Raw genomic sequence first — 26271 nt, forward strand, 5'->3', positions numbered from 1 at the left:
TTGTTTCACCCACATGCGCACCTCCCTCTTTGGTCATGGGCCGTGAAACCCTGTACCCGAATCATACTTGAACGCTTCCCCATAAATAAATCTGCACGTTTGTGAGGATATCCCCTTTTTCCGGGGTCAGCCGGAAGATTGTAGAGATACCCGAAAAGGTGAATATTGTTTGAACGCGAAAATAAATCTTATGATATACATAGATTGAACTAAAGAAAGGAATGTTCTAGGCCTCTATTGGGCCGTTATAACGGAAGTTTCAATGCAAAACTTTAGTTCAATCTATATAGATAACAGAGCGCACATTGCCGGAGGTGTTCAAGAGATGTCACTCATCCTGACGAAAAAACTGGGGTATACGACGCTTTTCACGAAATTGCTGCTTGGATTTCTGGCCGTCATCTTGCTTCTTGCCGCCTTCAACCTGGTTTCCTTCTTCTATTTAAAACGCCAGATCCACCAGGAGATCGTCAAGTACAACGAGCTGAGCATTAATCACGCGGTGGAGGGCTATGAGGACCATTTTCGCCTGACCCGGGAAATGGTGCTCGGTCTGAACCAGAACAGCCTCTGGGCGACCCACATCAATTTGCTCCGGCATGCCCGAGTCAACAAGGCTTACGGTTACGTCAACGACGTCATTGCCGAGATGAAGCAGCTGTACACGAATCCCTTCCTTTATATTGACAACCTCATCATTGACTTCCGCAGCGACGCCTACGTCATCGAGAAGGACGGGACAAGCAGCGCAAAAGCGATGTTTGGAACGTATTACATTAGCCCTTCCTACCCGCCGGAGTTTTGGGACCGACAGTTTGACGAATCGTACGCCTACCGCGTGTTTCCGGCTGCCGCCTTTACCGAGAACACGGCGGGCCATACGGTGTCCAAAGGCATACTGATGCCCATGATCATTAAAATGATGCCTTACCGCGACATGTACTTCATCGTCATGATCGATGCCCAAAAGCTGACGCAGGACCTGCACGTTTCGATCAGCGACCAGTTTTATATTTTGAATGCTGACGGGCAGCCGCTCTACCAGACGTCGGCCGACATCAATTCGGGTCTGGTCACTTCGTTTGACCCGGGCCACTCCTATATGCAAACGAAGGATTACTATTATTTTTATAAAAAGGGGGCCGGTACGGGTTTCACCTATGTCAGCCGGGTTCCGGTCCAGAGCATTTCCGGCCAGCTCCTCAATCTGAACCTGATCCTGCTGTCGCTGCTCGCCATCGTCGGCGTACTGATCGTGCTGACCTTCCTGTTCAGCCGGCGCATGCACCAGCCGATTCGGCTCATCGTCGACGAACTGAAGGGCTACGAGACCGACGCAGGCAGCGGCACGGATAACGAACCCGTTCGCGAAATCGAGCTGATCACGCGAAAAATGCACCACATGCGCATCTCCCACCAAAGCATTTCGCGCGATCTGGCACGCAAAAATTCCATGCTCCGGCATTACGCCTACACCAACAAGCTGAAGAACATCCATATGAACCTGAAGGAGATACAGGAGCTGACCGATACGAGCCTGCCTTACGTGGTGGTGGTCTACCAGGTGCTGTTCAAGGATGCTTTCGAGCATTATCAGCAGAAAACGGGTAAAGGCTCTTATTACCTCCGCGTGTACGTCGACAATGTATGGCGTCAGGCTTTTCCCGATGCCGTCACGATCCAGACAGAGCCCCATCAGATCCTGACGCTGCTGTTCCTGCCCGATCCGGAAGCGGATCTCACCCCGTACATGCAGCGGCTGCTGCAGGTGTTCTCCGTGGACCGCGACAGCTATCTCGTCACGATGGCCCATGGAGCCGTTCAGCCGGCGGGGGCGGACTTCACGGCTGCGTATGAGCAGGTCCAGGAGCGGCTGAAGCTGCGCCGCCTGGTGGATGAAACGCAGTGGATTCGGCCGGACGTCCCTGACGGCGGAGCGCGAGGCGAGCGCTACCTCAAAGCGATGTGGGAGCAGGAGTTCCAGACCCGCCTGATGAGCGGCAGTGAGGAAGGCATGCAGGAGTGGGTCCGGCGCAGCCTGGACCAGCTCGAGAAGAAGCAGGCGGTGGCCAGCGACTACCGGCAGTTCGCCAAAGATGTGTCGGGCGAGCTGGATAAAGCGCTGCGCCAGCTTCCCGCGGCCGCATCGGCCGATGCCGGCGGCCGCCCGCCGCTCGAAGAGACCCGGCGCTTCTACTGCCGGGCGCAGTACGAGCGCTGGTTCGCTGACCTGCTGCACCCTGTGCTGCAGGGAATCCGGCGCAAGACGGAGGAGCATGATCCGATCACATCGTTCGTGACGGAGTATATGTGCACGCATCTGGACGAGGACATCAACCTCGACATGATGGCCGACAAGCTGAACATTACGTCCGGCTATCTGTCGACGTACTTCAAGGAGAAGACGGGCGTCAATTTCAGCGACTATCTGAACGACCTCCGCATCCGCACTGCCAAGGAGCTGCTGCAGAACCTGGATCTGCGCATCCAGGACGTGGCGGCCCGGGTCGGCTACCGCAACGTGAACTCGTTCATCCGCATGTTCAAGCGGCATGCGGGGATTACGCCTGGGGAGTATCGGCGTAAATATGCGTCGTAGGGGGAGTGATGGCGGGCAGGCTGGGCGTGGCAGCGTGGTGCAGGCAGGCGTCCGGTAAATGACAGCTCATATTAAAGCGGGTACTTCGGCGCCCGAGTGGACACTCCGTTGGCATTGATGCTTCATGATACTTCGGCGCTCGCATGGACGCTCCGTGTACGGATCGTTCTTCCGATCGCTGTTGTCTTTGGATTTCTTTACCGGAAACATAACAAGGGTGAAATCCAAAGACAAAGGCGACCGCTTCGCTTCTCCAGATCGATTCCGCCCACTCCGCTGGGTCGAGGTTGGAGTTACGGTACTTAAAGATTAATGGCATGAAAGGCCGCCGAACCTCAGCAGGGCCTGCCGCCATTACATGTGGGTAAGTAAAAAACCCCCACCCGGACTGCGTATCCGGGTGGGGGTTCATGTTTTGGTTCAGCCCGCGCTATGCTTGGGACTGGATAAGACAAAAGCGACCGCTTCGCTTCTCCAGATCGATTCCGCCCACTCCGCTGGGTCGAGGTTGGGGTTACGTTGCATAATGATTAATGGCATGAACGGCCGCCGAACCTTAGCAGGGCCTGCCGCCATCACATGTGGGTAAGTAAAACCCCCACCCGGTCTGCGTATCCGGGTGGGGGTTCATGTTTTGGTTCAGCCCGCGTTAAGCTTGGGGCTGGATAAGACAAAGGCGACCGCTTCGCTTCTCCAGATCGATTCCGCCCACTCCGCTGGGTCGAGGTTGGAGTTACGGTGCATAAAGATTAATGGCATGAACGGCCGTCGAACCCCAGCAGGGCCTGCCGCCATCACATGTGGGTAAGTAAAAACCCCCACCCGGTCTGCGTATCCGGGTGGGGGTTATGTTTTTGTCAGCCCGCGCTAAGCTTGGGGCTGAGTATTGGCCTGCGATGCGTGCGTGGTGCGTGGACTAGGGGTATGGTGCGAGGTGAGTACATCTTCGGGAAGAGATGGCCATGACTCATGGTGCGAACGTCATCGGGTGGAGATGGCCATGACTCATGGTGCGAACGTCATCGGGTGGAGATGGCCGCGATGTGTGGTGTGGGCATCATCGTGTGGAGCAGCGCATCGCGTATCGCGAGGGTGTCATCAGGTAGAGAGAGCTGCTCGCATCGTGGCGGGCAGCATCATGTAGAGAGCAGCGCGCATCGTGTGGACAGCATCGTGTAGAGAGAGCAGCAGCGCGCATCCTGTGGGCGTTATCGTGTAGAGGCTACTGCGCGTGGTGCTGGTGTTATCGTGTGGCGATGGAGAGCTTGCACCGCGCGGGCGTCATCCCATGGTGCCGGCGTCTTGCTCATCGCGGGCGTCGTACTTTAGCTGCCCGCGCTTGTAGGTGCGAAGGATGCGGATGCCCGCCGCATCCTTCGTGAAGAGCGCCACGTCTGCGGGCGCGCCGGGCGCAAGGCCCTGGGCCGCTGGCAGGCCGAGCAGGCCCGCGGGGCGCACCGAGGCCATCGCCCATGCCTCGCCGAGGCTGGCGATGCCCCGCCCCGCGAGGTGCGCGATGCCGGCGGTCATGGGCAGCGCCGAGCCCGCAAGCAGCGCTGGCTGCCCGGCCAGGTGCAGCCGCCCTGAAGGCGTCAGCGTGACACGGCCGCCGATGTGCGTGTCATACGTGCCGGGCGGCATCCCGCCGAAGCTGACGGCATCGCTGACCAGGATCAGCTGCTCGCCCTTCACCTTGGCGGCGACGCGGAGAAAAGCGTCCGGCAGGTGAAAGCCGTCCGCAATCACGCTCGCCCACAAGGGCTCCTCCGCCAGCTGATCCCATATGTAATTCGGGTGGCGGGGCAGCACCGGGTGGGCGCCGTTGCCCAGATGCGTGGACATGCGCGCCCCGGCTTGAACGGCCGCCTGGATCTGTGCCGAGTTGGCCGCGGTGTGGCCGATCGAGACCAGCACGCCGCTGCCCGTGCACCGCTCGATAAAATCCACGGCCTCCGGCCACTCCGGCGATACCGTGACGACTCGGATCCGCCCTCCGGCAGTCTCCTGCCAGGACTGGAACAGTTCCCAGTCCGGCGCCCTGACATACTGGGCGTCATGGGCGCCTCTCGGCCCGTCTTCCGGGGAGATAAACGGCCCCTCCAGGTGAATTCCCGCCATATTGTGATTGGGGTCCGTTTCACACACTTCGGCAATCGTGCCGAGTCCGCTGCGCAGCGCTTCATCGCTGTTCGTAATCAGCGTGGGCAAATACGAGGTAACGCCCTCCGCCCACAGCCTCTCGTTTAACTGCCGGACAGTTTCCGCTTGCAGCGGATGGGTGTTGAGATCCAGCCCCGCGTACCCGTTAATCTGCAGGTCCACAAGTCCCGGTCCGATGAGGGGCAGCTCCTGCCCGCCCGCCTGTGCCCCGGCAGCCTGCCGGATCTCCACCTCCTCCGGTGTCCCGAGCACCTCGTACCCGGCAATCACCCCGCCTGCCAGGGTGAGCCGGATATGCTCCCCGGTCAGGGCATGAATGCCCTCCAGCCGGATCAGGGCGTCACGGCCGCCTGCTGCCGTGGGTTCCATCTCGCGGCGGTCAGATTCCATACGAATCCCGGTCCAGGTATAACGTACAGTTCGGGTGCTCCCGCAAAATGGAGGCCGGGCAGGCGGTCGTGATCGGTCCCTCCAGCGTCTGCGTCACCGCGCTGCGCTTCGTCGGGCCCGGCACGATGCAGAACAGGCGGCCGCCGGAGAGCAGCGTAGGGATCGTCAGCGTCATCGCGGTTTCGGGCACCTCCCGGAACCGGTCAAAGCAGCCGTCCCGAACCTGCTGTTCCCGGCACATGTCGTCGAGCTCGACGATTTTTACCGTCTTCGGGTCGTTGAAATCGGCTACCGGCGGATCGTTAAAAGCTAAATGGCCGTTCTCCCCGATGCCGAGGCAGACGATATCGATCGGGGCCTCCTGCAGCAGTGCCGCATACCGTTCGCACTCCGCGGCGGGATTGGCGGAGCCGTCGATCAGGTGGACGGTTCCCGGGCGGACCCGGGAGAACAGCCGGGTATCCAGAAAAGTGCTGAACCGCTGGGGAGCATCTTCGTCCAGTCCGATATATTCGTCCATGTGAAACGCGGTTACCCGGCTCCACTCGATATCTTTATCCGCTGCGAGGTAGTCCAGCAGCTCGTTCTGCGACGGGGCCGCGGCAAACACGATCCGCAAGCTGCCCCGGTCCGCCAGGATCGCCTTCATTGCTTGGGAGACATCGGCTGCCGCCGCTCTTCCCATCTCGTCTCTCGACGCGTACTGCCGGACCTGAAGACGGTCCTTCCACCACTTTTTCTCCGCCAAACGGGGACTGGGCATGATCATTCCTCCTCCATTAATTTACGAACCGCTCTTGCTTATTGCTTGCTTATTGAAATGGAGCTCCGCTCCAGCAGCTCAAACAAGGAATTCAGGCAGTCGATCGTCGCCTCTTCCCCTCCCTCGGAAAAAGCATATCCGGCCGGGCGCTTGAGCTGCTCTTCCGTCAGGCTCGATTGAAGCCTGTAGTGGGTTTCGACCACCAAATAGCCGTCATACCCCTCTTCCACCAGGCGGCGCAGCAGGCCGGCGTAATCCACCTGACCTTTTCCGATCGCCACCGCTTCGGTATGATCTCCCTGCTTGACCGCATCCTTCAGGTGGATGTGACAGATCCGCCCCCGCAAAGCATCGTAGCCGTCAGGGTAAGGGACCTCCCGGTCCGGATCCCACAGGTCGTTACCCGGGTCATACAATCCTTGAACATAAGGCGAATCCACCGCCCGGATCAGAGCTGCGGCTTTGGCCGCATTGGAGGCGTAGACCGCCGGATCCGCTTCCAGCGCGTAAATGACGCCATGCTGCTCCAGGATCGGCACTACGTTCTTTAATTCCCGGACGATGTCGCCAAACGCCTCCTCCAGCGGGCCTTCGGCCCAGAAGCTGAAGCCGCGGACATACCGGGTGCCGAGCCGCTGCGCCAATTCCGCATAACGGGTCAAAATTCCCCGGTGTTCGGCTACTTCTTCCGCATTTCGGAGATTGCACTTAAACACCGGGGCAGATAAGCCGCTGACCTTCAGGCCAGCCGCCCGGATCGCCGCACCGATCTCCTCTATGCGCGAATCGCTCAGCTGATACAGCTGCTCTCCGTCCACGGAGCGCAGCTCCAGTGCGGCCAGCCCGTATCTGTGGGCAATGCGGATCGCATCGGCGATGTCCTGGGAGATTTCGTCGGTAATGACGCCCAGTTGAAAAGCCGCATTCATTTCTCCCTTCCCCTCCTTTCATCACCATCATTCATCGTCTATGCAAAATCAGATCATTGCACATCTTCATCTTCTTGCATGTTTCAGATAACCCGTTATAGACTCCCAGGGTGCGCTTCGTCCAACCGTCATAGTTGGGATGCGGCAGCAGTATCTATGACACCGAGCCGGGAGCAAACCTGGATGGCTTTTACCGCGCCGCACAAAGCAAGCGTCAAAATCAGGAGCTGGCAACCGGGCTGATGCCCGTATCCAGCTTCACGGTTCTGCCGGTCTCCCGGCTTTCGTTGGCGGCCTCCAGAAACGCGATGACTTCCAGCGTCTCCGTCATGTCGATCGGAGCCGCGCCCGTTTGGAACATTCGGATGACTTCCTCCAACATGCTAGCATAATAGGGCTTGCCGTCCGCATACACGTCGACATGTTCGGTCCCCTGCTCACGGTGAATCAACGCTCCGAAACGGCGGTTGCCCTTCCGGTTGCCGCGCAGCGTTCCGACCCTGCCGTCCTCCCATACACCTACGGCCAGATCATGGTCGGCATTCGTGGTGACTGTGACCTCTTTACAACCTTTGCCCATGCTGCGGTACAGCATATCGGCGGCATGAATACCGTACCAGTAAAAGCCCGGCTGCGTAGACTGCAGCTCCATGGGGCCGTAGGTATCCACCCCGATGATGTTCCCCTGATCGGCTGAGTCCAGCGCCCGGCCCAGGCCTTCCGACCAGCGGACGGAGGAGCAGCTCATGAGCGGAATTCCGTGCTCCTGTGCCAGCCGGTAAATCGCCTTGGCGTCACGGGTCGTGACAGCAAACGGCTTGTCGATAAAAACCGGCTTACCATAAGGAACGATCTGCCGGAACTGCTCCAGGTGCACGCGCCCGTCCACTGAGAGCAGCAGGATGGCATCGGCGCTTTCGGCTGCCTCCTGGATGCTCTGGACGATAGGGACGCCGCTGTTATCCCTGACTTCCGCCGTGAATTTGTCGACCCGCCCGATACTCAGCTCAAAATCCGGCGATCCGCCCGGATAGGCGGCCGTCACTTTCCCGCCGCGCACATGGTGCGGGTGATCCGGGTTGTTCAGCAGCTCGGCAAAGAGCGGCGCATGCGACGTGTCCAGCCCAATGATTGCGATCTTCAGCTCTTCTGTACTCATTTCCGTTCATCGCCTCTTCCTACAGTTTGATTTCCTTGCCCGTACGCGAGGACTCGTAAATGGCCAGGATCAGGTCTACCGATTTCCTCGCTTCCTCTCCCGAAATGAGCGGCTCACGATCCTCCCGCACCGCCTGAATCAGGTCGTCGATCAGAATGTAGTGCCCGTCGGAAGAAATGGCATTCGGGTCATCCGCACCTTCGGCGGAGCCTTCCGACACGAGCGGGGCTGCATCACCGTCAACCGTTTTCCATACTTTAAAACCGCTGTCTCCGTAAATGATCGTCCCGTGCTCGCCGTGAATTTCAAAACGCGGCTCCTGGCCGGGATTGACCGACGTCGTTCCCTGAATGACCCCAAATGCCCCATTCTTATATTTCAAAACCGCAACCGCTGTATCCTCCACCTCGATGTCATGAATTAATGGAGCCGTGTAGGCAAAGACGCTGTCTACATCCCCCATCATCCAGCGGATGATGTCGATGCCGTGCACCCCCTGATTCATGAGGGCGCCGCCTCCGTCAATGGCCCATGTTCCGCGCCATCCGGCGCTTTTGTAATATTCCGGGCTGCGGTAGTACTTCAAGTAGGCGTCTCCAAGCACTAACTTGCCCAGCTTGCCTTCGTTAATGGCCTTTTTGGTCAGCAGTGCATGCGGCGTGGTCCGCTTCTGGAATACGGTGGCCAGCTTGACGCCGTGGCTCCGGCAGGCTTCGATCATCTCGTCCATGTCCGCCTTGGTAATGCCGAGGGGCTTTTCGCACAGCACATGCTTGCCCGCCTCCGCCGCCGCGACGGTTGCATCCCGGTGGCCTCCGCTGGGTACGCAGATGCAGACGGCGTCCACGTCACACTCCTGAAGCATTTGCCGGGTATCCGTATATACGTGGGCCGCTCCGAATTCCTCTGCTATTTTTGCCGCTTTTTCCGGAACGGCGTCTACGACCGCCGCCAGCTCCGCTTCCGGATGGCTCTCGATGGCTCTCGCGTGCAGAGGGGCGATCACGCCGGCCCCAACAATTGCAAAACGCATTTTTTTGCTCATACCAATCTCCTCCCGGTGGGAACCACCTGTAAGTTTACAACCCCATTCTAGTGGGACCCGTCTCCACGGCCAATCGCCCATTCTGCGGCTTTGCGCACAACTTTGGCGTCATCCGCAGGATCGAAGATGAATCCGTAAAGATGTATATGACAGCGCTCTCCGGGACTTGACCATAAGCCAACAAAAAAAGCGCCCCCTGCCCTCCGGCAGGAAACGCTCTTCTTACAAAAAATAATTTGTGATCGACTGGTCGCTGGCCAGCAGGCCCTCGCTGTCCAGCTTCTTTTTCAAATACTTTTTATCCGAGGAAATAAACACGCTCATGATCAAATCGACCACGAACAGGAACGTAATATGATTGGACATAAAGGCGCTGTTATTGACGGATATTTTATCCGGGACAATAATATCAACGGCCGCGTTCTCCGTAATCGGCGAAGCGTCGTAGCAGGTGATCGCGATCACCTTCGCCTGATTGACCCGCGCGATGGATACCGCATCGATAATTTCCCTCGTTGAACCCGAACGGGAGAAAGCGATAACCACATCGTCGGGACCGCACTGGGAGGCAGCGATCTTCATTTCCCTGCTGTCGTTGATGGCTTCCGCCATCATGCCGATAATCGCCAGCCGGTTGCGGAGCGCCATTGCCGCCAAAAACGAATCGAACAATCCGATGACCACGATCCGGCGGGCATTCTTCAGCAGATCCACGACCTGGTTCAGCTGCTCCTCCGTCACGAGCGCGGATGTGTTCACGATCAGCTCATTATAATCCAAAGCGAGCGCATCAATGGGATTGATCTCGCGTCTTTCTTTCTTCTTCGCCTGCATATCCCGGTAGAATGCGTCCTGGGCAAAGGCAATCTTGAAGTCGTTGAAGCCTTTGTAGCCGACCTTTTTGCAGAAGCGGTTAATGCTCGTCTCGGACACGCCGATCTCATTCGCAATCGCCGTGATGGTATTGCGGGTAATAAACTCCGGATTATGAATGACAAAGTTGGCGATTTGATTTTCGCCGTAGGTTAACTTTTGGGTTTGCGATACGATTTTGGCGATGACGGCCGGAACCTGTGAAGACATGTGACCTCCTCCTGACCTACCTGTGGGAAAATAGCTAATCCGGTAACCCCCGCTAGCACACCCCATTATATCATACAAGGGAAGGTATTTAGAAAACGATGTCACAACGCCGCCGCATGGCCGCTCTTCCAGGCCTCGACCTCCCGGTAAAAGTCCTCTTTGCTTAAAGAACCGGTTTGGATCAGGAAGGCGTAATCCAGTACATTCGGCAGGAAAGGCAGGCCCATCATCTCCTTACAAAAGGCGTGGGCAGCGATTTCGCTGCACTGAACAACGCTCGAGCGCTTCACCAGCCGCCTGCCCAGCCGGAACACCTCGACCGGCTCGAGCATGTCGTTGGTAAACTGCGCGGCCCGGTACTCCACATAGTGAAAAAATTCATGCGCCAGGTGGATATCGACCAGCCGCTCCAGTTCATCGTCCTGAGGGGTTAAAGAACGCTGCGCCTGTTCTCCCGGACTCATGACCGCCCGGTATGCATCAGCCATACCGCGGAGGGATGCGGCGTAAATGACTACCTCCGGCGGCGTTTGGTTGAAATCGATCCGCGCCCGCAGAGAGATCTGATGAAACGTACCGGAGCGGTCGGTGATTTCGTAGCCGAGGCCTTCCCTGCGGTACAACTCGCGGATGGACATGCCCCGGCAGGCCTGTGCCGCTTCCCTGCCCCTTTGAAGCGACCTGTCCACATAATAGGCCAGGCGATCATGGGGAATTTTGCGGTACAGCGGGTCCTTGGTGAGCTCCGCATGGGCGAGCACCTCATCGGTCAGTCCAAGATGTTGAACATTCCAACCGTATTCCTGGAACTCCGGCATGCCTGTCATCCCCCTCCTCGTGTTCTAACCTTGATCTATCTCTTCATCATCTCTTTAGCTTTTCTATTGGTACGCAATGACGATCATTTCGTCCTCGGACTTCAGCATCTCCGTTTCAAGCGTCAGAATCGACAGCAGCTGCTCCTTCGTCTGCATGCCGGTCAGATCCAGCATTTTCTCCTTATAAAAGGCAAACACCTTCGGGATCGTCGCGTTGGCGTCGGAGTAAATCGTATTGTCGTCCAGAAATTCGTTAAGCCGGTCATCAGCCGCAGCTTTCGTCACTTTCGTAAATTGGACGCCGCTTTTCTTGAAGCGGACAACCCCTTCGCGGTCCAGCACCGCTACGTAGTTGACCTTCTTCTTCATCAGGCCGAACAGGGACTTCTTCGTCTGCTCCGCTTCGAACAGGCTCCACCGTCCGCTCTGTGCCGCCAGCCGGGTGTTCTCCGGCGATTGGTCGACCGAGCTGGCCGCGACCGCCGTCATTTCTTCCAGCGGCATGGCCTGCTGGCCGAGGTCTTTGGAGCGCAGCTCGGTGGAGCCGGTCGCGATGGCCCGCAGAATGTTCTTCTGGCTGTCAATTTCAATCGTGACCTCCACGGTCTCCTCGCTGGCTCCCGATTGGACGATCCGCTCCACGATGTCGGCCCGGATCCGCTTGATATCCTCTTCCGTCGGATTGACGACGGTCCGCTCCAGCTGCTCCTTGACCATGGCCAGCGCCACCCCGATCGTGGAGACATAAGGTGCGTTGCTGGCGATCTGGCTCTTGAAGCCTTCCCGCTCGGCCATCGCCGGCACCAGCACCGCCCCGCTGCCCCCACCGCCGACGAGCGTAACGAAGGCCCGGTCCAGCTCATAATCCTGAATCATTTCATTTACGGTTTTCATCGTTTTATCGATCGCAATGTCCATCACCTTGCGCGCGGTTTCCTCCACGCTCAGACCGACGTGTGCGGCAAGGGCTTCCCATGCTTTTACCGCCGCTTCCTTGTTACCATATGCATAGTCGCCCTCCGGCACGTAGCCGAGGATGTTGGCTGCACCCGCCAGCGTATACGAGAACTCCCGTCCATTTCCGCACTCGCAGATGGCGTATTCGGCCGGATCGCCTTCCCGGGGGCTGACGAATTTCACCTTCGGACTGACGATTTCGTCCGCCGGTGCAAACGCCTCGTACTCCTTGCCGGCGATGTGTGCGCTCCGCGGGCCGACGTCGGTAATTTTGCCGCCGGACACCTTGATCATACTGCCGCCGGCAATGCCGAGCGTGCGGACGTCCAGCGACTGCAGGTACGTGCGGTGGCCGCCGACCTGGGCGTTCTGGATCATGACCTTGCCGTTTTTAATAACGGAAATGTCGACACTCGTTCCGCCGACCTCGAAGAAAATGCCGTCCGAAATTTTCTCATACATCAAAGCGCCCGCCACCCCGGCCGCGAGGCCTGACAGCATCGTCAGGATCGGGCGCTTCCGTACCTCATCGATGCTCATCACGCCGCCGTCACAGCGCATAATCATCAGTTGGGACTGGATATTGGCGTTTTTGACGGACTTCTCGGTCATGTTGGCCGTTTCCATCATTTTCGGAATGAGGGATGCATTGACGACCGCCGTCCGCGTCCGCGTCTTCAGCCCGTACAGCTGAGAAATTTCGTGGCCGCCAGTGGCATAGATGCCCTTGCGGTTCGCCAGTTCGATGACCCGCAGCTCATTGGTCGGATCGTCGACGCTGTACGCCTCGGAGGCGACGATGACTTCGGCCCCCTGCTGAACCAGGGCGTCGATGGCGATTTCAATGTCTGCGTCCGTGAGATTTTTGGAGTCGAGGAACGTATGATATGTTTTCAAAAACTTGCCGGGCGCCAGCTCAATATCCCCCGGATTGGACTCGGACCTTGCGCTCATGCCGTCGAGTCCCGTGCCCATACCGATGATGCCGACTCTGGCCACGTCCCCTTCGAGCAGGGCGTTGGTCGCCTGGGTTGTCCCATGGGCGATAAACGTGACATCCTCCGGGAGAATGCCCTGGCTCTCCAGAATCCGGTTCAATATCTGCACGATCCCTTTCGCCACACCGTCCTCATCATGGTGGGTCGTCGGGATTTTCATTTTGCCGATGACTTCAAACGTTTCGTTGTCGATGACGGCCGCGTCCGTAAACGTTCCGCCGACGTCGATGCCTACCCTTACTTTTTTTCTCTCCATGTTACCCTCCTGAAGTCAGGACAGGGGAAGGCCCGCATCAAGCCGCGCAGTCCGTTCCCCGTCCGGAATCATCCGTAAAAGCCGTCTTTATCAAAACACCATGAATGCGCCGATGATCATCGAGATCAGGACGGCGACCATCATCCAAGGCAGCGTCTTCTTCAAGATTTCGTTGATGTCTGTCTTCGTAAAATCCGAAACCCATACGTTATGCGAGTTCGTCGGGTCGGACACAGCCTGCACGTTGCTGACCACGCGCAGCGCCAGCATAGCGGCAACCGGCGTCATGCCTGCCGTCACGAACAGGGCGGCGATGCCGCTGCCAAGACCCCACACGTTGAGCGGGCCGCGGTAAATCGCCAGCGGCGACAGGATGGTGAAGAAGAGAATGTACATGATCGGATTGCCGGGAAGCACCGCCTCAATGAGCGGGGAAATCAGCGCCGAAACCTGCGGCGCCATAACCGAATTGAGCAGGATGCCGATGCCAATCATCAGCGCCATGGCGCCGGCGACGTCCTGGATGCCCTCGATCAGCGCGCTGGAGAGCACGTGGATCGGTCGCTTCGGCCAGGCCAGTAGGATCGTGACGAGCGCTCCGATGATGACGGCGGGAACGATATCGATTTTAAAAGCGAACACCAGAATAACCGGCACCAGCGGGCTGATCAGCGCATAAGTCGGCACCTTCTTGCCGTCACCGCCGGTAGCTGCGGGCATCGCCCACGCTCTGCGGCCTTTGCCGTCCTTGCGGATATAGAACACGATCATGGCCAGGGAAAGCACGATCAGCGGCAGCGCGGCCACCAGCGTGTAGTCGGCGATCTGGTCGACCGAGAGTCCGAGCACATCAACATACACGGCCCAGTTGGATACGTTGAAAAGCGCGCCCACCCCGACCGCGGACAGTACAACGATCGACGCAACGAACTGCGAAATGCCGGCGGTCAGCATGATCGGAATGACGATCGTACCGACCAGGATCACCATGCCCAGCCCGCCTGCGGCGGAGAAAATAATCGACGCGGTCACGAAAAACAAAATCGCGATCAGCATCGGCTTATCCCCGGCCAGCTCGGCGGCTTTGCGGATAATCGATTTGGTAATACCGACCTTGTTCAAGATTTGCCCGAACCAGGCGCCGAACACGAGGCCGGCTATCGCCCCGGACAGCCGCATTGAGCCGGACGCCAGGATCGTTTTGGCAATGCTTGTCGTATCGGGATTATTCGAGTTCCATGGTACCCCGGCGATGATCGCAAACAGGATCGCCATCAGCGGAAGCGCCAGAATTGCCGGGATTTTACGCGTCATCATCAGCCCGACGAACACCAAAAACACAATCAAAATACCGATCGCTTGCACCCACATTACACCAGTCACTTTGGTTACCCCTCTCGTCATGAGATTCCTTCACGTGGTTACTTCATATGCTTAATAATTCATGGACTATATTTCCAAATGGGCTCCTTGCTCCTTAAGCTGAGCCTGCACCGCTTTGATGTCCACATCCTGCACGTTAACGCCATGTTTGGCCGCGTACGCCGCAGCCACGCCTCCCGCATGGCCGATCGCCCCCGTCGTCGGGGTCGTTCGCATGGCCGCCTGCGCTTCAAACGTCGCCGAAATGCAGCGGCCGATGACGATCAGGTTTTTCACAGAATTCGTGATCATGCAGGAGTACGGAATGCTGTACATGCCGCCCCACTCCAGCTTCTGATGCTTCGTCCCTTCCCCGTCCGGGCTGTGAATGTCGATCGGATAACCGGAATGGGCAATGGTATCGTCAAAAAGCTTCTGTTCCAGCAGATCCTCGGCGGTCAGCGTGTACACCCCTTTGATCTGGCGGGAGCTGCGCACCCCGATGTTCGGACCGGTGGACTCCACAACTGCGTTCTCGAAGCCCGGAATGTATTTGCGGACAAACAGCTCCAGCTCGCGGCACTGCTTCCGTCCTTCCATCTCGGCCAGGCTGAGGCTGAACGCATCTGTCGGATCGTGGCCTAGAATCCGGGTTGTATTCAGAATGACCTCGCCCGGATTGTTCGTTTCGAAGAACAGCACGTTCTCGCGCTGGATCGAAATTTCGCCGCGCTCCTTCGCCTTCCGGAACAAGCTGTCAAAACCGCCGACCGACAGGCGCGGCGCCTTCTCGATGATGGAGGTGTCGCCGTTGTATAGCGGAAAATCCTCCGGATGCGCATGGATGTACTCCTTTACTTTGGGGATGTTCACGTTGTACATTTTCATTTTCAGCGTCATTGGCTGCATTGCCCCGTCGGACTCCCGGCCTTTCGTAAACTCCGCCCCGGCGCCTACGGAAAGGTCCCCGTCCCCGGTTCCGTCGATAAACACGGATGCCTCGATGTCGGTCAGGCCCGACTTGTTGCACACCTTGATGCTGACGATGCGTCCGTCTTCCGCCTTCACGCCGGCGAGCATCGTATGGTACAAAATCTCCCCGCCGCTCTCGGTCACCATCAGCTCCAGTTCATGCTTCATCGCCTCGGCGTCGAACGGGGTTACCGAATACGTAAAGCCGACCGTGTCAAAAATATGCCCCGGCGACTTCCCCTGCCGCTTCAGCCGTTCGATCAGCTGGTCGGTAAAGCCCCGGATCGCCAGCTTATCCCCCGCATGGAAGGTCATCATCGGTCCGACGCCGTTCGCCGTCAGCGTACCGCCGAGAAACCCGTACGACTCCACGATCAGCGTCTTGGCCCCCGAGCTTGCGGCCGCCACCGCAGCCATCGAGCCGGAAATACCGCCGCCCATAACCACCACATCATACTTCAGCTTGTTCTCCAATTCGTCCTCACTCCTCCGGTAAATGATGTATGATTGCTTCTTGATTCATAGACTATCAAAACCACAGGTTTATGTAAACGCTTTTAAGAAAATATTTTTCTATATATCCGGATTTTTAGTAAATTATTTTCCGACGGTTCTATTTCGGGGTTATACGGCATATAACAATGAGTTTGGAATGGGAATGGGTGCAGAAATTATTGGGACGGGAAAGTGGTCAGAGGAAAGTGATAGGGGATAGAGTAATAGGGAAGATTACAGACACAGTGGTAGTGGATAGTAGTGGGAAAGAAAGTAGGTAGCTTGGGGAAGTCAGTCTCGCCTGCCCACAAATTGCCGCCCTTCACAGCACACCCGAAACAAAAAAGCACCGGATTTCCGTCCGATGCTCCCTTCAACAGACCTGCTAACGCTGTTTGTTTTATAGATTACTTCTCATAGTTTTTCGCCATAAACGGCTCCGCCAGTCTCGACGGGTGCAGCTTGCGGCCGAGGCCAAAAAACTCGCAAAAGCTCATGATTAGCGGGTTCCACCGCTCGGGGTTGATGTAGTTTTTCTCCCCCATCAGCAGCTCCTCATCGATGTGGATCCGCTTGATCTTCATCTCCATCGCCGCGATGGAGCTTGGCTCTTCGAAGGAGTGGATCTGCACCAGCTCCGCCTCCAATTGAACCGGGCACTCCCCGGCCCGCGGCGCTTTTACCAGGTCCGACGGGATTTGTGTAAACCCGGAAAGACCGAATTTATCGGGCTCGTACCGGTAGCCCATCTCCGCCTTGTAATCAGGGACGGGGCTCGCCCCTGTCGTCAGCGCCAGGCGATCCACCTGACTGACCAGATCGGCCGACGGCAGATTCAGCACGCATTCGCGCTCACGCTTGATGTTCTGGACCGTCTTCGATTTGCCGCTCATGCCGAGCATGCAGGACTGATTCAGCCACCAGGCCGAAGACATCGGGGCTAAATTGGCCGAACCGTCCTCATTCAAAGTGCTGATCAGAACTACAGGCGTACCAAAGTAGAGAATATTAGGTTCAATCGTTGTAAGCATCCTCTTACTTCCCCCTATCCATTTGTAAAAAATCGTTGACCAAGGGATATCCTGCAGGGCTGCAGCCACCTCAAGAAATATCTCGGCTTAAGTATACTGCCGCCGGTGAGAGCTTGGAAGGCTTCCCAAGTATAAGCGCAAGATAACAAAACCGCACAAACAGGCGCAGGTGCTCAGGGTCTATCTGAAGTCGCAAGCCAAGAAGCACCGGGATCTCTCCCGGTGCCTCAACCTATCATATAAAGCTACAGCAAAGCGGATCGTATCTGGCTGTCGGCATATGGTGGCGAACCTTTGACATGCGCCGCCATAGTGAACCTGCGCTCACCGGACTGCCCTTATACACACGCTTTACCCTACACCGAATACAGCCGCCCGTCGTCCTCTTCCTTCAGCCAGACCTGCATAAATCCCGGCTCCCGGTTGTCCCACAAATGGTACGGGACGAAGCGGTACCCCCGCTGCCCGTCGAACCCGGTGAGCGCAACGATGCCGCCCAGCTCGTCCCGCGGCTCCAGGCCAAAGGAAATGCCCGGCCGGACCGCAAACTCGTCATAAACGAGTTCCGTGTTATCCGCCTGCTCCAGGCAGTACACCAGCGGTCCGCGCTGAACCGCGACACGTCCCCGGTCGGCCTCGACCTCCGGCCGCGCGTGCACCTGCTGAACCGGCATCTCCATCACGTAATCAATCGTGTCGCCCATCTGCCAGCGGCGGCTAAGCACGAGGAATCCCCGGTCTATGGTCCAATCCGCAGGAGCCACGTTCTCCCCGTTAATGGACAGCTTCGCCCCGCGGCACCATCCCGGCAGGCGCAGCCGCACTGCGAATTCGGCCTCCCGGGCCGGCTCCACCTCGACATGAACATGTCCGTCCCAAGGATAGCGGGTTACGGTCTTCATCAAAACCCGGCTGCCGTCCTTCAGCGTCAGGTCGGCCGTACCGGCGACGAACTGCAGCATGACGGGGCCTTCCTCGTTCACGGCATAATTGTATCCGCCGATCGAAGGCAGAAACCGCACCAAATTCGTCGGGCAGCAGGACGTGTCGAACCATTCGGTCCGGTGATGATCGCCCTGTGACGCCAGCGGGTTGACGTAGAAAAAGCGGTCGCCGGACAGCGAGATCCCCGCCAAAGCCCCGTTGTACATGGCGCGCTCCACGACGTCGGCGTACTTCGCCTCACCAAACAGCAGGCTCATCCGGTGGTTCCAGAACACCATCGCGATCGAGGCGCAGGTTTCGCAGTAAGCGCTCTCGTTCGGGAGGTCATAGTCGTGCGTGAACCCTTCATTATGCCGGGACGGCCCGATGCCTCCGGTAATGTACATGTTCCGCTCGACCGTGTGCGCCCACACTTTGCGCAGGGCGTCTTCGTAGGTCCGGTCTCCGGAGGCAAGCACCACGTCCGCCATGGCGGTGTATAAATACATCGCACGGACGGCGTGCCCGGTCACCTTTTCGATGTCGCGGACAGGCACATCGTCCTGGCAGTACGCTGGTCCCCACTCCTCGCGGTCCCATATCGCACCATGGCCATGCCCGTGCCCCCGCTCCTCGAGCAGCCACAGAGCGAGCTTCCAATAACGCTCCTCACCGGTCGCGTGATACAGCTTGATCAGCGCCAGCTCGATCTCCTCATGGCCTTCCACCCAGTGCCGCTTGCCCGGCCCGAACAGGCTGTCGTAATGGTCAGCCAGCTTGCAGGCCACGTCCAGCAGCGTGCGCTTGCCGGTAGCCGCGTGGTACGCAACCGCCGCTTCGATCAGGTGGCCGCCGTTATACATCTCGTGCTTTTCCATATCCGTCCACTTCTGGTCCGGGGCTTCAAGCGTGTAATACGTCGTCAGGTATCCGTCCGGCTCCTGCGCCGCTGCAATCAAGCCGATGATCCGGTCGATCTCCGCCTCCAGCTCGGGGTCCCGGTCCGCCATCAGCAGATATGCCGCGCCTTCAAGCACCTTGTACACATCGGAGTCGTTAAAATAGATACCCTCGAATTCCCCTTCCATAAGGCCGGCCGCTTTGGCGAAATTGCTGATCCGCCCGGTCGATTCGCATTTGTCCAGGCAGGTCCGGAGCGTCACCTGCTTGCATATCTCCAGCCTCTGCTTCCACAGTTCATCTTGGATCTTCACTTGAGTAAAAGGCACGCCCTGCCAGCCCTGCTGCGAATGAGTCGTTGTCATCCTGCACCCTCTCCCTTCATGCAATATGTTGCGATGCTTATCCTTTCAACCCCGTCAGGGTAATTCCTTCTAGAAAATAACGCTGTCCCAGCAAAAAAATGACCACGCACGGGAGGATGACCACCGCAGAGGCTGCCATGAGCAAATCCCACTGGGCCGAGTAGCTGCCCTGGAACATCTGCAGGCCAAGCGCCAGCGTGAAGCGGCTGTCGCTCTTCAAGTAAATGAGCGGTCCCATAAAGTCGTTCCATGTGCCCAGGAAGGTGAACAAGGCAACGACGATCACAGCGGAGCGGCTAAGCGGCAGGATGATGCGCCAATAGATTTGAAAGTAACCCGCCCCGTCGACAAATGCCGCTTCGTCAAAGTCCTTCGGAATCGACATATAGAATTGCCGCAGCAAAAAGATGTTGAAGATCCCGCCTCCGAAAAAGGACGGCACGATGAGCGGATAATACGTATCGTAGAATCCGAGCTCCTTCCAGCCGAGAAAGCTCGGGATGAGCGTCACCGCTCCCGGCAGCATCATACTCGACAGAAGGACGGCGAACACGGCATCCCGCCCTTTCCAGCGGATCCGGGAAAACCCGAACGCCGAGATCGTGCTCGTCAGTACCGTTCCAATCAGCACGCTCGCCACAATGACCAGCGTATTGACGAAGTACGTGCCAAACGGGAGGGACGTAAGCGCCCTTTTATAATTGTCCCAGTGGAAGGGATGCGGAATCCATTCAGGCGGCATCACGAAGATTTGCGATAAATCCATCAGCGAGCTTCGGATCAGCCAAATAAACGGGATGATAAACAGCAGTGAGATCACTCCAAGCGCCACATAGCCCGCGCCCAGCTTCAGTCTGGATTCCCTCATGACGGACCGCCTCCTTCGTAATGAACCCAGGATTTCGACGATCGAAACACGAGGAACGTAAACGCCAAAATGATGACGAACAGCACCCAGGCCAGCGCCGAGGCATAACCCATTTCCGTATCCCGGAACGCGGTCCGCCACAGGTAGAACACGAAGAACAAACTCTTGTCGTTCGGTCCACCCTGGGTCAAAATATACGCCTCATTAAACACCTGGAAGGAGCTGATGATGGTCATCACCGCATTGAAAAAGATCGTCGGCGTCACCATCGGAATCGTAATATGACGCAGCTTGTGGTACCACCCGCCTCCGTCCACATCAACCGCCTCGTAGTACTGCTTGGGAATGCCGGACAAGCCCGCCAGAAAAATGATGACGGTCCCTCCGATGCCCCACAGCGTCGTCAGCACGATGGAGGGGATAACGCTCTTTTCGGAAAAAATCCAGTCGCTCGTCGGCAGATGGAGCCATTTCAGCATCATGTTGATCAGCCCCAGGTCCGGGTTGAGCAGCCACATCCAAATCATCGCTGAGGCCACAGCCGGCACAATGCTCGGTAGATAGATAATCGTCCGAAACAAAGCTCGCGCCTTAATGTTCATATTCAGCAGCAGGGCGATAATGAAGGAAATGATGATGCAGGCCGGCACCCGCAGCACGACGAAATAAAACGTGACGCCAAGCGAGCGGTAGAAGCTCTCGTCCTGGCCGGAGAAGAGCCGGGCATAGTTATCGAAGCCGATAAAGGACACCGACTCCTTGAATACGTTGTAATCGGTCAAGCTCAGCACAAAGCTCGCGATCATGGGACCGGCGGTAAACAGAATAAACCCGAGTACCGCCGGAGCCGTAAACAGCAGCCCGTAGAACAGAGCTTTGCGTTCCCGTACGCCCGCCTTGCGGCGCACAGGAACCGGAGCGTTCATCGGAATGTTCGTCTGCATGTGTACTTTAAGCCCCCTATTTTACGTCTCGCCGTCCCTGCACCTGTGCCTGAGCCTTGGCCGCGATGCTGTCCATCGCCTCTTTGGCCGTTGTCTTGCCCAGCCATACGTTATCCATGGCAGGATTGACGATATCCATGATCTTGTTGAAGTTCTTAACGTAACCGGTAGGTGTAGCATGGCTATGATTGAGCACGACGTCAATAACCGCATCTTTGTAGCCTGATGGCCGGGAAGGCTGATTCACCGCCCATTTCGACAGCAGGGCATCATCCGTATACCAGTCCTTCAGCGAAGGCATCCATGTGCCGTAAGTCAGCATCTCGATTGACGCGTCTGGGTCAATAAGCGCCTTGAGCAGCTCCCAGGACTCTTGGGGATGCTTGGTCGATTTAAAGATGGAAAACATCGCGCAAACTACCGTGGTCGCCGGCTTTTTCATGACAGGAAGCACCCCGACGTTAAAGTGAACCTTCGATTCCGCAAGCGTGCTGGTATTCCATTGTCCGTCAATCACCATCGCCACTTTTCTCGTCTGCAGAGCCACATTTGTTGCCGGAATGTTCTTGGCCTGCAGCGGCGACGGAGCAACGTGGTACTTATTGATCAGATCGGCGATATTCTGCAGCGCCTCGACGGCTTCCGGCTGGTTTAAAGCAAACGTCTTGCCGTCCGGGGAGACAAAGTCGCCGCCGTTCGAAAAAATAAAGCTGCTGTACGCTCCCCACCAGTTGCCGGGGTTCACACCGTATTGCTTAATGTTTTTCGGATCAAAATTTGGATCGTCCGCATTCCGCCCTTTATTGTCCAAGGTCAGCTTCTTGGCGGTATCCACGAACTGTTCCCAGGTCCACGCTTCCGATACCTTGGAAGGCGGCGGCGTCAACCCAGCCTCTTTGAAGGCATCTTCGTTATAAAAAAGCGTAAACGATTCCGGGCCGGGGGCTATACCGATGATATTGCCGGGCTCCGAGGAATAGGTGATATTCGGAACCAGAGAATCGGCCTTAATTTCGGGGTCCTTGTCCAGGAATTCCTGAAGATTCAGGAATTTCCCCTGTTCCGCAAGCGGAAAGGCGATCGTCGCCGATTCCATCATCGCCACGTCCGGTTCATCGTTGCCGGCAACCATGGTTGTCAGCTTGGTGTCGTAATCGGTAGGAATCTGCTGCAATTCGACCTTCACGTTGGGATGCTCTGCTTCGAACCGGGCGATGACCTTTTTGTTTACGGCAATCTCATTAGGCGCTCCCCATAAGGTGAGTCTGAGCTTGATCTGCTCGCCGGCCGCCGCCTGGGTTCCCCCCTTGTCCGCGCTTCCGGCTGCAGGCCCGCCGCTTTCCTCCGACCGGGTGCAGGCGCTCAGCAGCAATCCTGCCGTGAGCAGAAATGCAATCGCTGCCGTCAGCGGCTTTCGGTGTTTTTTCATCATGAACTTTAACCCCTCTCCTGCTTTACGATGGTTTCATAGCTGCAGCCTATGTTGCCTTTGATTATAGATTTTAGGCAGCGCTTTCAAAACCGGATTATTTTTGGAATGGTGGACTTTGATTAGAAAAGTGGGGCAGTGTGATGATCACGCGTGTTCCCTTGCCTACAGCGGATTCGATATCGATGCCGTACTCGTCCCCATACGCAAGACGAATGCGGGAAATCGTATTTTTGATGCCGATCGAGGCGGACTCTGCATACAATATCCGCTGAATCGTTTCCCGGCTCATGCCGCGGCCGTTATCCGAAACAACCAGCACACGAGTCCCGCCCTTGATCTCTCCGGTAACTTCGATGCGTCCCCCTTCCTCCATTTGCTCGAAGCCGTGGAGAATGGCATTTTCGACGAACGGCTGGAACAGCAGCCTCGGCACCGGGGTGTCCAGCAGCTCGGGAGCGATGCCAAAATGAACCGTGAACTTCGATTCAAAGCGGGCCTCCATAATGTAAAAATAGTCCTTCATCCACTCGAGCTCTTCGGCAACCGTTACGGCTCCCCAGTCCTTGCGCGAGGTGTAATGCAGCATATTGGACAGGCGGACGAGCATCCGGTTCAGCTCCCTCTGTCCCGATTCGATGGCCATCCAGTTCATGATGTTGAGCGTATTGTAGAGAAAATGCGGGTTCATTTGCATATTGAGCGCCATGATTTCCGCCTCTTTCTCCTTGATCCGGATTTCGTAGTTTTCCTTCACCAGCGTTTCGATACGCGAATTCATCCGGTTGAACCGCTGCAGCAGCACCCCGAACTCGTCATGGGTTTTGACCTCTACCCGGGTCTGAAAGTCCCCTTCGCCGACCGAGCGCATGGCGGTGAAGAGCTGCCGGATTGGGCCTGTCATTTTGCGGACGATGAAATAAGCGAACAGGTATGCAATCAATGCCAGAAGCGCAGCCAGCAGGATCGTCGACGTGCGGATGGTCGGAATAAAGCCGCGGACGAGCGTGGATTCCGGAATCAAGACCACCGAGAGCCAGCCGGTTACGGCGGACCGGTCGAAGCACAAGATCGTCTTTTGGCCGTCCAGGACCAATCGCTGCGTTCCGCTTCCAGCCTTTCGAATGGCGTTCACCCATTGTTCATTGAACACTTGGGTCACCTGAGAGGCGTTCGAGCTCGCCACGACCTTGTTATCCGGATCAATCACCAAATAGCTCGATCCTGTCGGAATGCTCTGCTCGAATTGGGAGTTGAAAAAGTCCGCTTTAAAGCCAATCGTCAGTACCGGCCGCTCCACGTTCGGCCGCAGCCTGGCAATCGTGGAATTATCGACATAGGAAAATTCCATCAGGCGGGTGGCGGAGAACATATACCGGTATTCGATATCGCTGTTTTGCAGCCAGGGCTGATCGAACATTTGGACAAAATCGTAGGTCGGGTACCAGACCATTTTGCCATGTGCCCTCTCCGCCTCCTGATACAGCGCCGTGCGGGTCGGATCCCCCTGCGGAAGATTGCGCTGTGAACCGAAACTGTAATAGGAAGTCCACAGCTGGTACGTGTACACATCCTCATTTTGCGTAAAATACTTGCTCAGAATGGCGGACACCTGCCTGTCCGCATTCAGCAGCTCCGACGGGACGGAAGGATCCAGCTGGTTGAAGATCCGAAAAAGGTCCCGGTCGACGAACAAGGCCAAGCTGCCCTGGTCTACCTTCCTCAGCTTCGTATCCATCACTTCATTGCTCTTCTTGACGATTTCGAGCACGTTGTTTTGCGCCTGATCCCGCATCGAGCTCAAGCTGTTCCGGTAGTAGATGAAGCTCAGGAGCAGCAGGGGCAGCGCAATGAGAACGACATAGCTGGCCAGAAGCCTGGAGCGGAATTTCATCTGGACCTCCCCTCCCCTGATTTTTGCTGCCCGGCCCAATGACGGTACGCCTCCGGCGTAACACCGACATGCTTTTTAAAGCTCCGTGAAAAGTATTTCGTATCGCGGAATCCGCACCTTTCGGCAATCTCGTACACCTTTAATCCGCTCCCGTCCCGCAGCAGCTCTTCGGCTTTACGCATCCGGATCTCAATGAGAACATCCGAGAAAGAACGGCCTGTCGCCTCTTTGAACAAGGTGCTGAAATAAGACGGGTTGAAGCGGAACGATTCCGCCACCAATTCCAGCGATAAATCCTCCATGTACCGCTCGCGCATCAGCTCCAGGCAGCTGTCGATCACGAGCTCGCGTTTGCTTTTTTTCTGCTCCTTCAGCGTGACGCCCATTTGCTCGAGCACCGAATCCAAAATCTCCAGCAGCTCCACAAACCGCCGGCAGGTGCGGATCTGCCGCACGGCTTCTTCCGTCAGCGGGTTCATCCCCCACCCTGATTTGCTGTCCGCCAGCTTCAGCAGGAGCAGGCAGGTTTGGTCCTTGACGGACTGCGGCTCGGCCATGCCGTCAGCCGACATGGCGGTCACGGCTGTACGGCACAATTCCTTTGCACCTTCCGTATCGCCGGCATTCAGGAGATCCAGCAGTTCTGCGGCAGAGCACATTAAAACCGGATGTACCGGCAGAAGCTCGCCATGAACCAAGATGTCCCCATGCTGGTCGTAAAACAGATACGGCAGCGCAGCCAGTGCCGTCCGGTAAGACTGAGGGCCCCCTTTGGCTAGGTCAACACATTCTTCTCCGATCGCATGCACCCATCTGCCGGAATACCCCACAGCGGTGAGTTCTGCCTGTAGGCTCATAAGCCCCCTGCGCATGTCTTCCCGCTTTCCGCCAAAGCTTGTACCCGTTTGGAGGATCGTGACCCACCTCGGCCGAGTCCAATCCGCCGCATCCCAGGCGATCGTCAAGGCCTTGCCGAAGGCAGAGCAGGCGCGCTCCAGCGCTCGGTGCAGCCTATCAGCCGTCAGAGAGGTGGAGCGGGGTTCGGTGTAAGTGTCAGGTGATGGGGCGTGGAACCCTGATGACATCCCGCGATCCGAATGTTCCGTGGTAGATCCGCTCCCATCCCCGCTGGCCGGCTCCAGCTCTGAAACGATGACCACTCCAGGACCATCCACGATTCCGGTCGAAAGCCAGCTCTGTTCCTCCTCCAAGCTCAGGCTGCAGGACAGCCACTGCTGCATCAAACGCCCTTGATGCGCCAAGGAAGCTGCCGTCATTTGCTGCTCCAGTGCTATGGTTCGAGCCCGCGCCTCACGCTCTTCACGGTAGATGTGTTCCAGCCGCTCCAGCACTTCCTCCAGCTTGTCGACATCAACCGGCTTTAACAAATAATCAAAAGCCCCCTGCCGCAATGCCTCCTGGGCATATTCGAAAAGGTTGTACGCGGACAGCATCACGATCCGCGGCTTGTAAGGCAAGGCTTCGTTCGCCCGCCGCAGGAACGTAAGCCCGTCCATTTGCGGCATCCGGATATCTGTAAATATGACCTCGGGCCGGTCGATGCCGGCCATTTCAAGCGCCTTGGCTCCGTCCCCGGCCGTAAACACTTCGCAGCCGGGCCGGCTCGCCAGCAGCATCCCGGCCATGCCCCGGCGGTGCCGCGGCTCATCGTCTACAATCATGAATTTCAAGCGGTTCACCCCCAGAATATTCATAGCATTAAATTCAACAACATCGTATCAGATGGGAGGAGAGGTAGGTATATAAAAAAACGTCTATCGACGTACCTTCAAAGAAAACAGACCGCGTTTAAAGGAAGTTTTTCTTGCGAGATCCGGAAGCGGAGGCTCCGAATCTTATACTTTCTGATCTCTTAAAAAAACAACCCGGGCAGGAGGGATCCTGTCCGGGTTGGTTGGGTTTATGGTCT

19 protein-coding genes are annotated in these 26271 nt (G+C 57.2%); 2 read left to right on the forward strand and 17 right to left on the reverse strand.

Annotated elements, in window-relative coordinates:
• The first annotated feature begins 325 nt into the window (after window positions 1-325).
• Entirely contained in the window at window positions 326-2599 is a 2274-nt protein-coding gene (locus GCU45_RS15035; RefSeq protein ID WP_167527147.1) for a helix-turn-helix transcriptional regulator, read from the forward strand.
• A gap of 969 nt (window positions 2600-3568) precedes the next feature.
• Window positions 3569-3778 carry a hypothetical protein gene (locus GCU45_RS15040; protein WP_152399512.1) on the forward strand — a complete coding sequence of 70 codons (210 nt, stop codon included), beginning with the start codon at window positions 3569-3571 and terminating at the stop codon, window positions 3776-3778.
• 102 nt (window positions 3779-3880) lie between these two features.
• On the opposite strand, the gene GCU45_RS15045 is transcribed toward GCU45_RS15040, so the two are convergent.
• From GCU45_RS15045 to GCU45_RS15125, 17 genes are all read right to left on the reverse strand, one after another.
• Window positions 3881-5149 (reverse strand): N-acetylglucosamine-6-phosphate deacetylase, encoded by a 1269-nt coding sequence (locus GCU45_RS15045; RefSeq protein WP_244364077.1) that lies wholly within the window; start codon window positions 5147-5149, stop codon window positions 3881-3883.
• Window positions 5139-5912 carry a glucosamine-6-phosphate deaminase gene (locus GCU45_RS15050; RefSeq protein ID WP_152399513.1) on the reverse strand — a complete coding sequence of 258 codons (774 nt, stop codon included), beginning with the start codon at window positions 5910-5912 and terminating at the stop codon, window positions 5139-5141. The genes GCU45_RS15045 and GCU45_RS15050 overlap by 11 nt, the downstream gene beginning before the upstream one ends.
• Before the next feature lie 38 nt (window positions 5913-5950).
• Window positions 5951-6841 (reverse strand): sugar phosphate isomerase/epimerase family protein, encoded by an 891-nt coding sequence (locus GCU45_RS15055; protein ID WP_152399514.1) that lies wholly within the window; start codon window positions 6839-6841, stop codon window positions 5951-5953.
• Window positions 6842-7061: 220 nt separating this feature from the next.
• Window positions 7062-8000: a Gfo/Idh/MocA family protein gene (locus tag GCU45_RS15060; protein ID WP_152399515.1), complete on the reverse strand. Its 939-nt coding sequence runs from the start codon at window positions 7998-8000 to the stop codon at window positions 7062-7064.
• A 19-nt stretch (window positions 8001-8019) separates the two neighbouring features.
• Window positions 8020-9045, reverse strand: a complete 1026-nt coding sequence (locus GCU45_RS15065) for a Gfo/Idh/MocA family protein (RefSeq protein ID WP_152399516.1) — start codon at window positions 9043-9045, stop codon at window positions 8020-8022.
• 222 nt (window positions 9046-9267) lie between these two features.
• Window positions 9268-10128, reverse strand: a complete 861-nt coding sequence (locus GCU45_RS15070) for a MurR/RpiR family transcriptional regulator (RefSeq protein ID WP_076172985.1) — start codon at window positions 10126-10128, stop codon at window positions 9268-9270.
• Between the two features lie 101 nt (window positions 10129-10229).
• Window positions 10230-10946 (reverse strand): hypothetical protein, encoded by a 717-nt coding sequence (locus GCU45_RS15075; RefSeq protein ID WP_152399517.1) that lies wholly within the window; start codon window positions 10944-10946, stop codon window positions 10230-10232.
• A 63-nt stretch (window positions 10947-11009) separates the two neighbouring features.
• Window positions 11010-13157 carry a hydantoinase/oxoprolinase family protein gene (locus GCU45_RS15080; protein WP_152399518.1) on the reverse strand — a complete coding sequence of 716 codons (2148 nt, stop codon included), beginning with the start codon at window positions 13155-13157 and terminating at the stop codon, window positions 11010-11012.
• A 90-nt stretch (window positions 13158-13247) separates the two neighbouring features.
• Complete coding sequence (locus GCU45_RS15085; RefSeq protein ID WP_244364079.1) at window positions 13248-14561, reverse strand: citrate transporter; 1314 nt, start codon at window positions 14559-14561, stop codon at window positions 13248-13250.
• A 45-nt stretch (window positions 14562-14606) separates the two neighbouring features.
• Complete coding sequence (locus GCU45_RS15090) at window positions 14607-15965, reverse strand: FAD-dependent oxidoreductase (protein ID WP_244364081.1); 1359 nt, start codon at window positions 15963-15965, stop codon at window positions 14607-14609.
• Window positions 15966-16393: 428 nt separating this feature from the next.
• Entirely contained in the window at window positions 16394-17017 is a 624-nt protein-coding gene (locus GCU45_RS15095; RefSeq protein WP_116232956.1) for a flavin reductase family protein, read from the reverse strand.
• Between the two features lie 356 nt (window positions 17018-17373).
• Window positions 17374-19206, reverse strand: a complete 1833-nt coding sequence (locus GCU45_RS15100; RefSeq protein ID WP_152399519.1) for a glycoside hydrolase family 127 protein — start codon at window positions 19204-19206, stop codon at window positions 17374-17376.
• Window positions 19207-19243: 37 nt separating this feature from the next.
• Window positions 19244-20074, reverse strand: coding sequence for a carbohydrate ABC transporter permease (locus GCU45_RS15105; RefSeq protein WP_076172990.1), 831 nt, complete (start codon window positions 20072-20074; stop codon window positions 19244-19246).
• On the reverse strand, window positions 20071-21018 hold the full coding sequence (locus tag GCU45_RS15110) for a carbohydrate ABC transporter permease (protein ID WP_411829659.1): 948 nt from the start codon (window positions 21016-21018) through the stop codon (window positions 20071-20073). Before GCU45_RS15110 ends, GCU45_RS15105 begins: the two co-directional genes overlap by 4 nt.
• Window positions 21019-21034: 16 nt before the next feature.
• Complete coding sequence (locus GCU45_RS15115) at window positions 21035-22450, reverse strand: ABC transporter substrate-binding protein (RefSeq protein ID WP_208837047.1); 1416 nt, start codon at window positions 22448-22450, stop codon at window positions 21035-21037.
• A 94-nt stretch (window positions 22451-22544) separates the two neighbouring features.
• Complete coding sequence (locus tag GCU45_RS15120; protein WP_152399520.1) at window positions 22545-24341, reverse strand: sensor histidine kinase; 1797 nt, start codon at window positions 24339-24341, stop codon at window positions 22545-22547.
• Window positions 24338-26023: a response regulator gene (locus tag GCU45_RS15125; protein WP_244364628.1), complete on the reverse strand. Its 1686-nt coding sequence runs from the start codon at window positions 26021-26023 to the stop codon at window positions 24338-24340. The genes GCU45_RS15120 and GCU45_RS15125 overlap by 4 nt, the downstream gene beginning before the upstream one ends.
• Window positions 26024-26271: the final 248 nt, after the last annotated feature.

This window comes from Paenibacillus cellulositrophicus (assembly GCF_009363095.1).
GTDB classification, from domain to species: Bacteria; Bacillota; Bacilli; order Paenibacillales; family Paenibacillaceae; genus Paenibacillus_AQ; species Paenibacillus_AQ favisporus.

Bases quoted from the DNA above. Each gene is read 5' to 3' on its own strand.
- GCU45_RS15080 (WP_152399518.1), bottom strand. From the start codon at position 13,157: ATGGAGAGAAAAAAAGTAAGGGTAGGCATCGACGTCGGCGGAACGTTT.
- GCU45_RS15125 (WP_244364628.1), bottom strand. From the start codon at position 26,023: ATGATTGTAGACGATGAGCCGCGGCACCGCCGGGGCATGGCCGGGATG.
- GCU45_RS15075 (WP_152399517.1), bottom strand. From the start codon at position 10,946: ATGCCGGAGTTCCAGGAATACGGTTGGAATGTTCAACATCTTGGACTG.
- GCU45_RS15065 (WP_152399516.1), bottom strand. From the start codon at position 9,045: ATGAGCAAAAAAATGCGTTTTGCAATTGTTGGGGCCGGCGTGATCGCC.
- GCU45_RS15095 (WP_116232956.1), bottom strand. From the start codon at position 17,017: ATGCTTACAACGATTGAACCTAATATTCTCTACTTTGGTACGCCTGTA.
- GCU45_RS15040 (WP_152399512.1), top strand. From the start codon at position 3,569: ATGGTGCGAACGTCATCGGGTGGAGATGGCCATGACTCATGGTGCGAA.
- GCU45_RS15035 (WP_167527147.1), top strand. From the start codon at position 326: ATGTCACTCATCCTGACGAAAAAACTGGGGTATACGACGCTTTTCACG.
- GCU45_RS15060 (WP_152399515.1), bottom strand. From the start codon at position 8,000: ATGAGTACAGAAGAGCTGAAGATCGCAATCATTGGGCTGGACACGTCG.
- GCU45_RS15110 (WP_411829659.1), bottom strand. From the start codon at position 21,018: ATGCAGACGAACATTCCGATGAACGCTCCGGTTCCTGTGCGCCGCAAG.
- GCU45_RS15070 (WP_076172985.1), bottom strand. From the start codon at position 10,128: ATGTCTTCACAGGTTCCGGCCGTCATCGCCAAAATCGTATCGCAAACC.
- GCU45_RS15105 (WP_076172990.1), bottom strand. From the start codon at position 20,074: ATGAGGGAATCCAGACTGAAGCTGGGCGCGGGCTATGTGGCGCTTGGA.
- GCU45_RS15085 (WP_244364079.1), bottom strand. From the start codon at position 14,561: ATGACGAGAGGGGTAACCAAAGTGACTGGTGTAATGTGGGTGCAAGCG.
- GCU45_RS15050 (WP_152399513.1), bottom strand. From the start codon at position 5,912: ATGCCCAGTCCCCGTTTGGCGGAGAAAAAGTGGTGGAAGGACCGTCTT.
- GCU45_RS15115 (WP_208837047.1), bottom strand. From the start codon at position 22,450: ATGATGAAAAAACACCGAAAGCCGCTGACGGCAGCGATTGCATTTCTG.
- GCU45_RS15100 (WP_152399519.1), bottom strand. From the start codon at position 19,206: ATGACAACGACTCATTCGCAGCAGGGCTGGCAGGGCGTGCCTTTTACT.
- GCU45_RS15055 (WP_152399514.1), bottom strand. From the start codon at position 6,841: ATGAATGCGGCTTTTCAACTGGGCGTCATTACCGACGAAATCTCCCAG.
- GCU45_RS15045 (WP_244364077.1), bottom strand. From the start codon at position 5,149: ATGGAATCTGACCGCCGCGAGATGGAACCCACGGCAGCAGGCGGCCGT.
- GCU45_RS15120 (WP_152399520.1), bottom strand. From the start codon at position 24,341: ATGAAATTCCGCTCCAGGCTTCTGGCCAGCTATGTCGTTCTCATTGCG.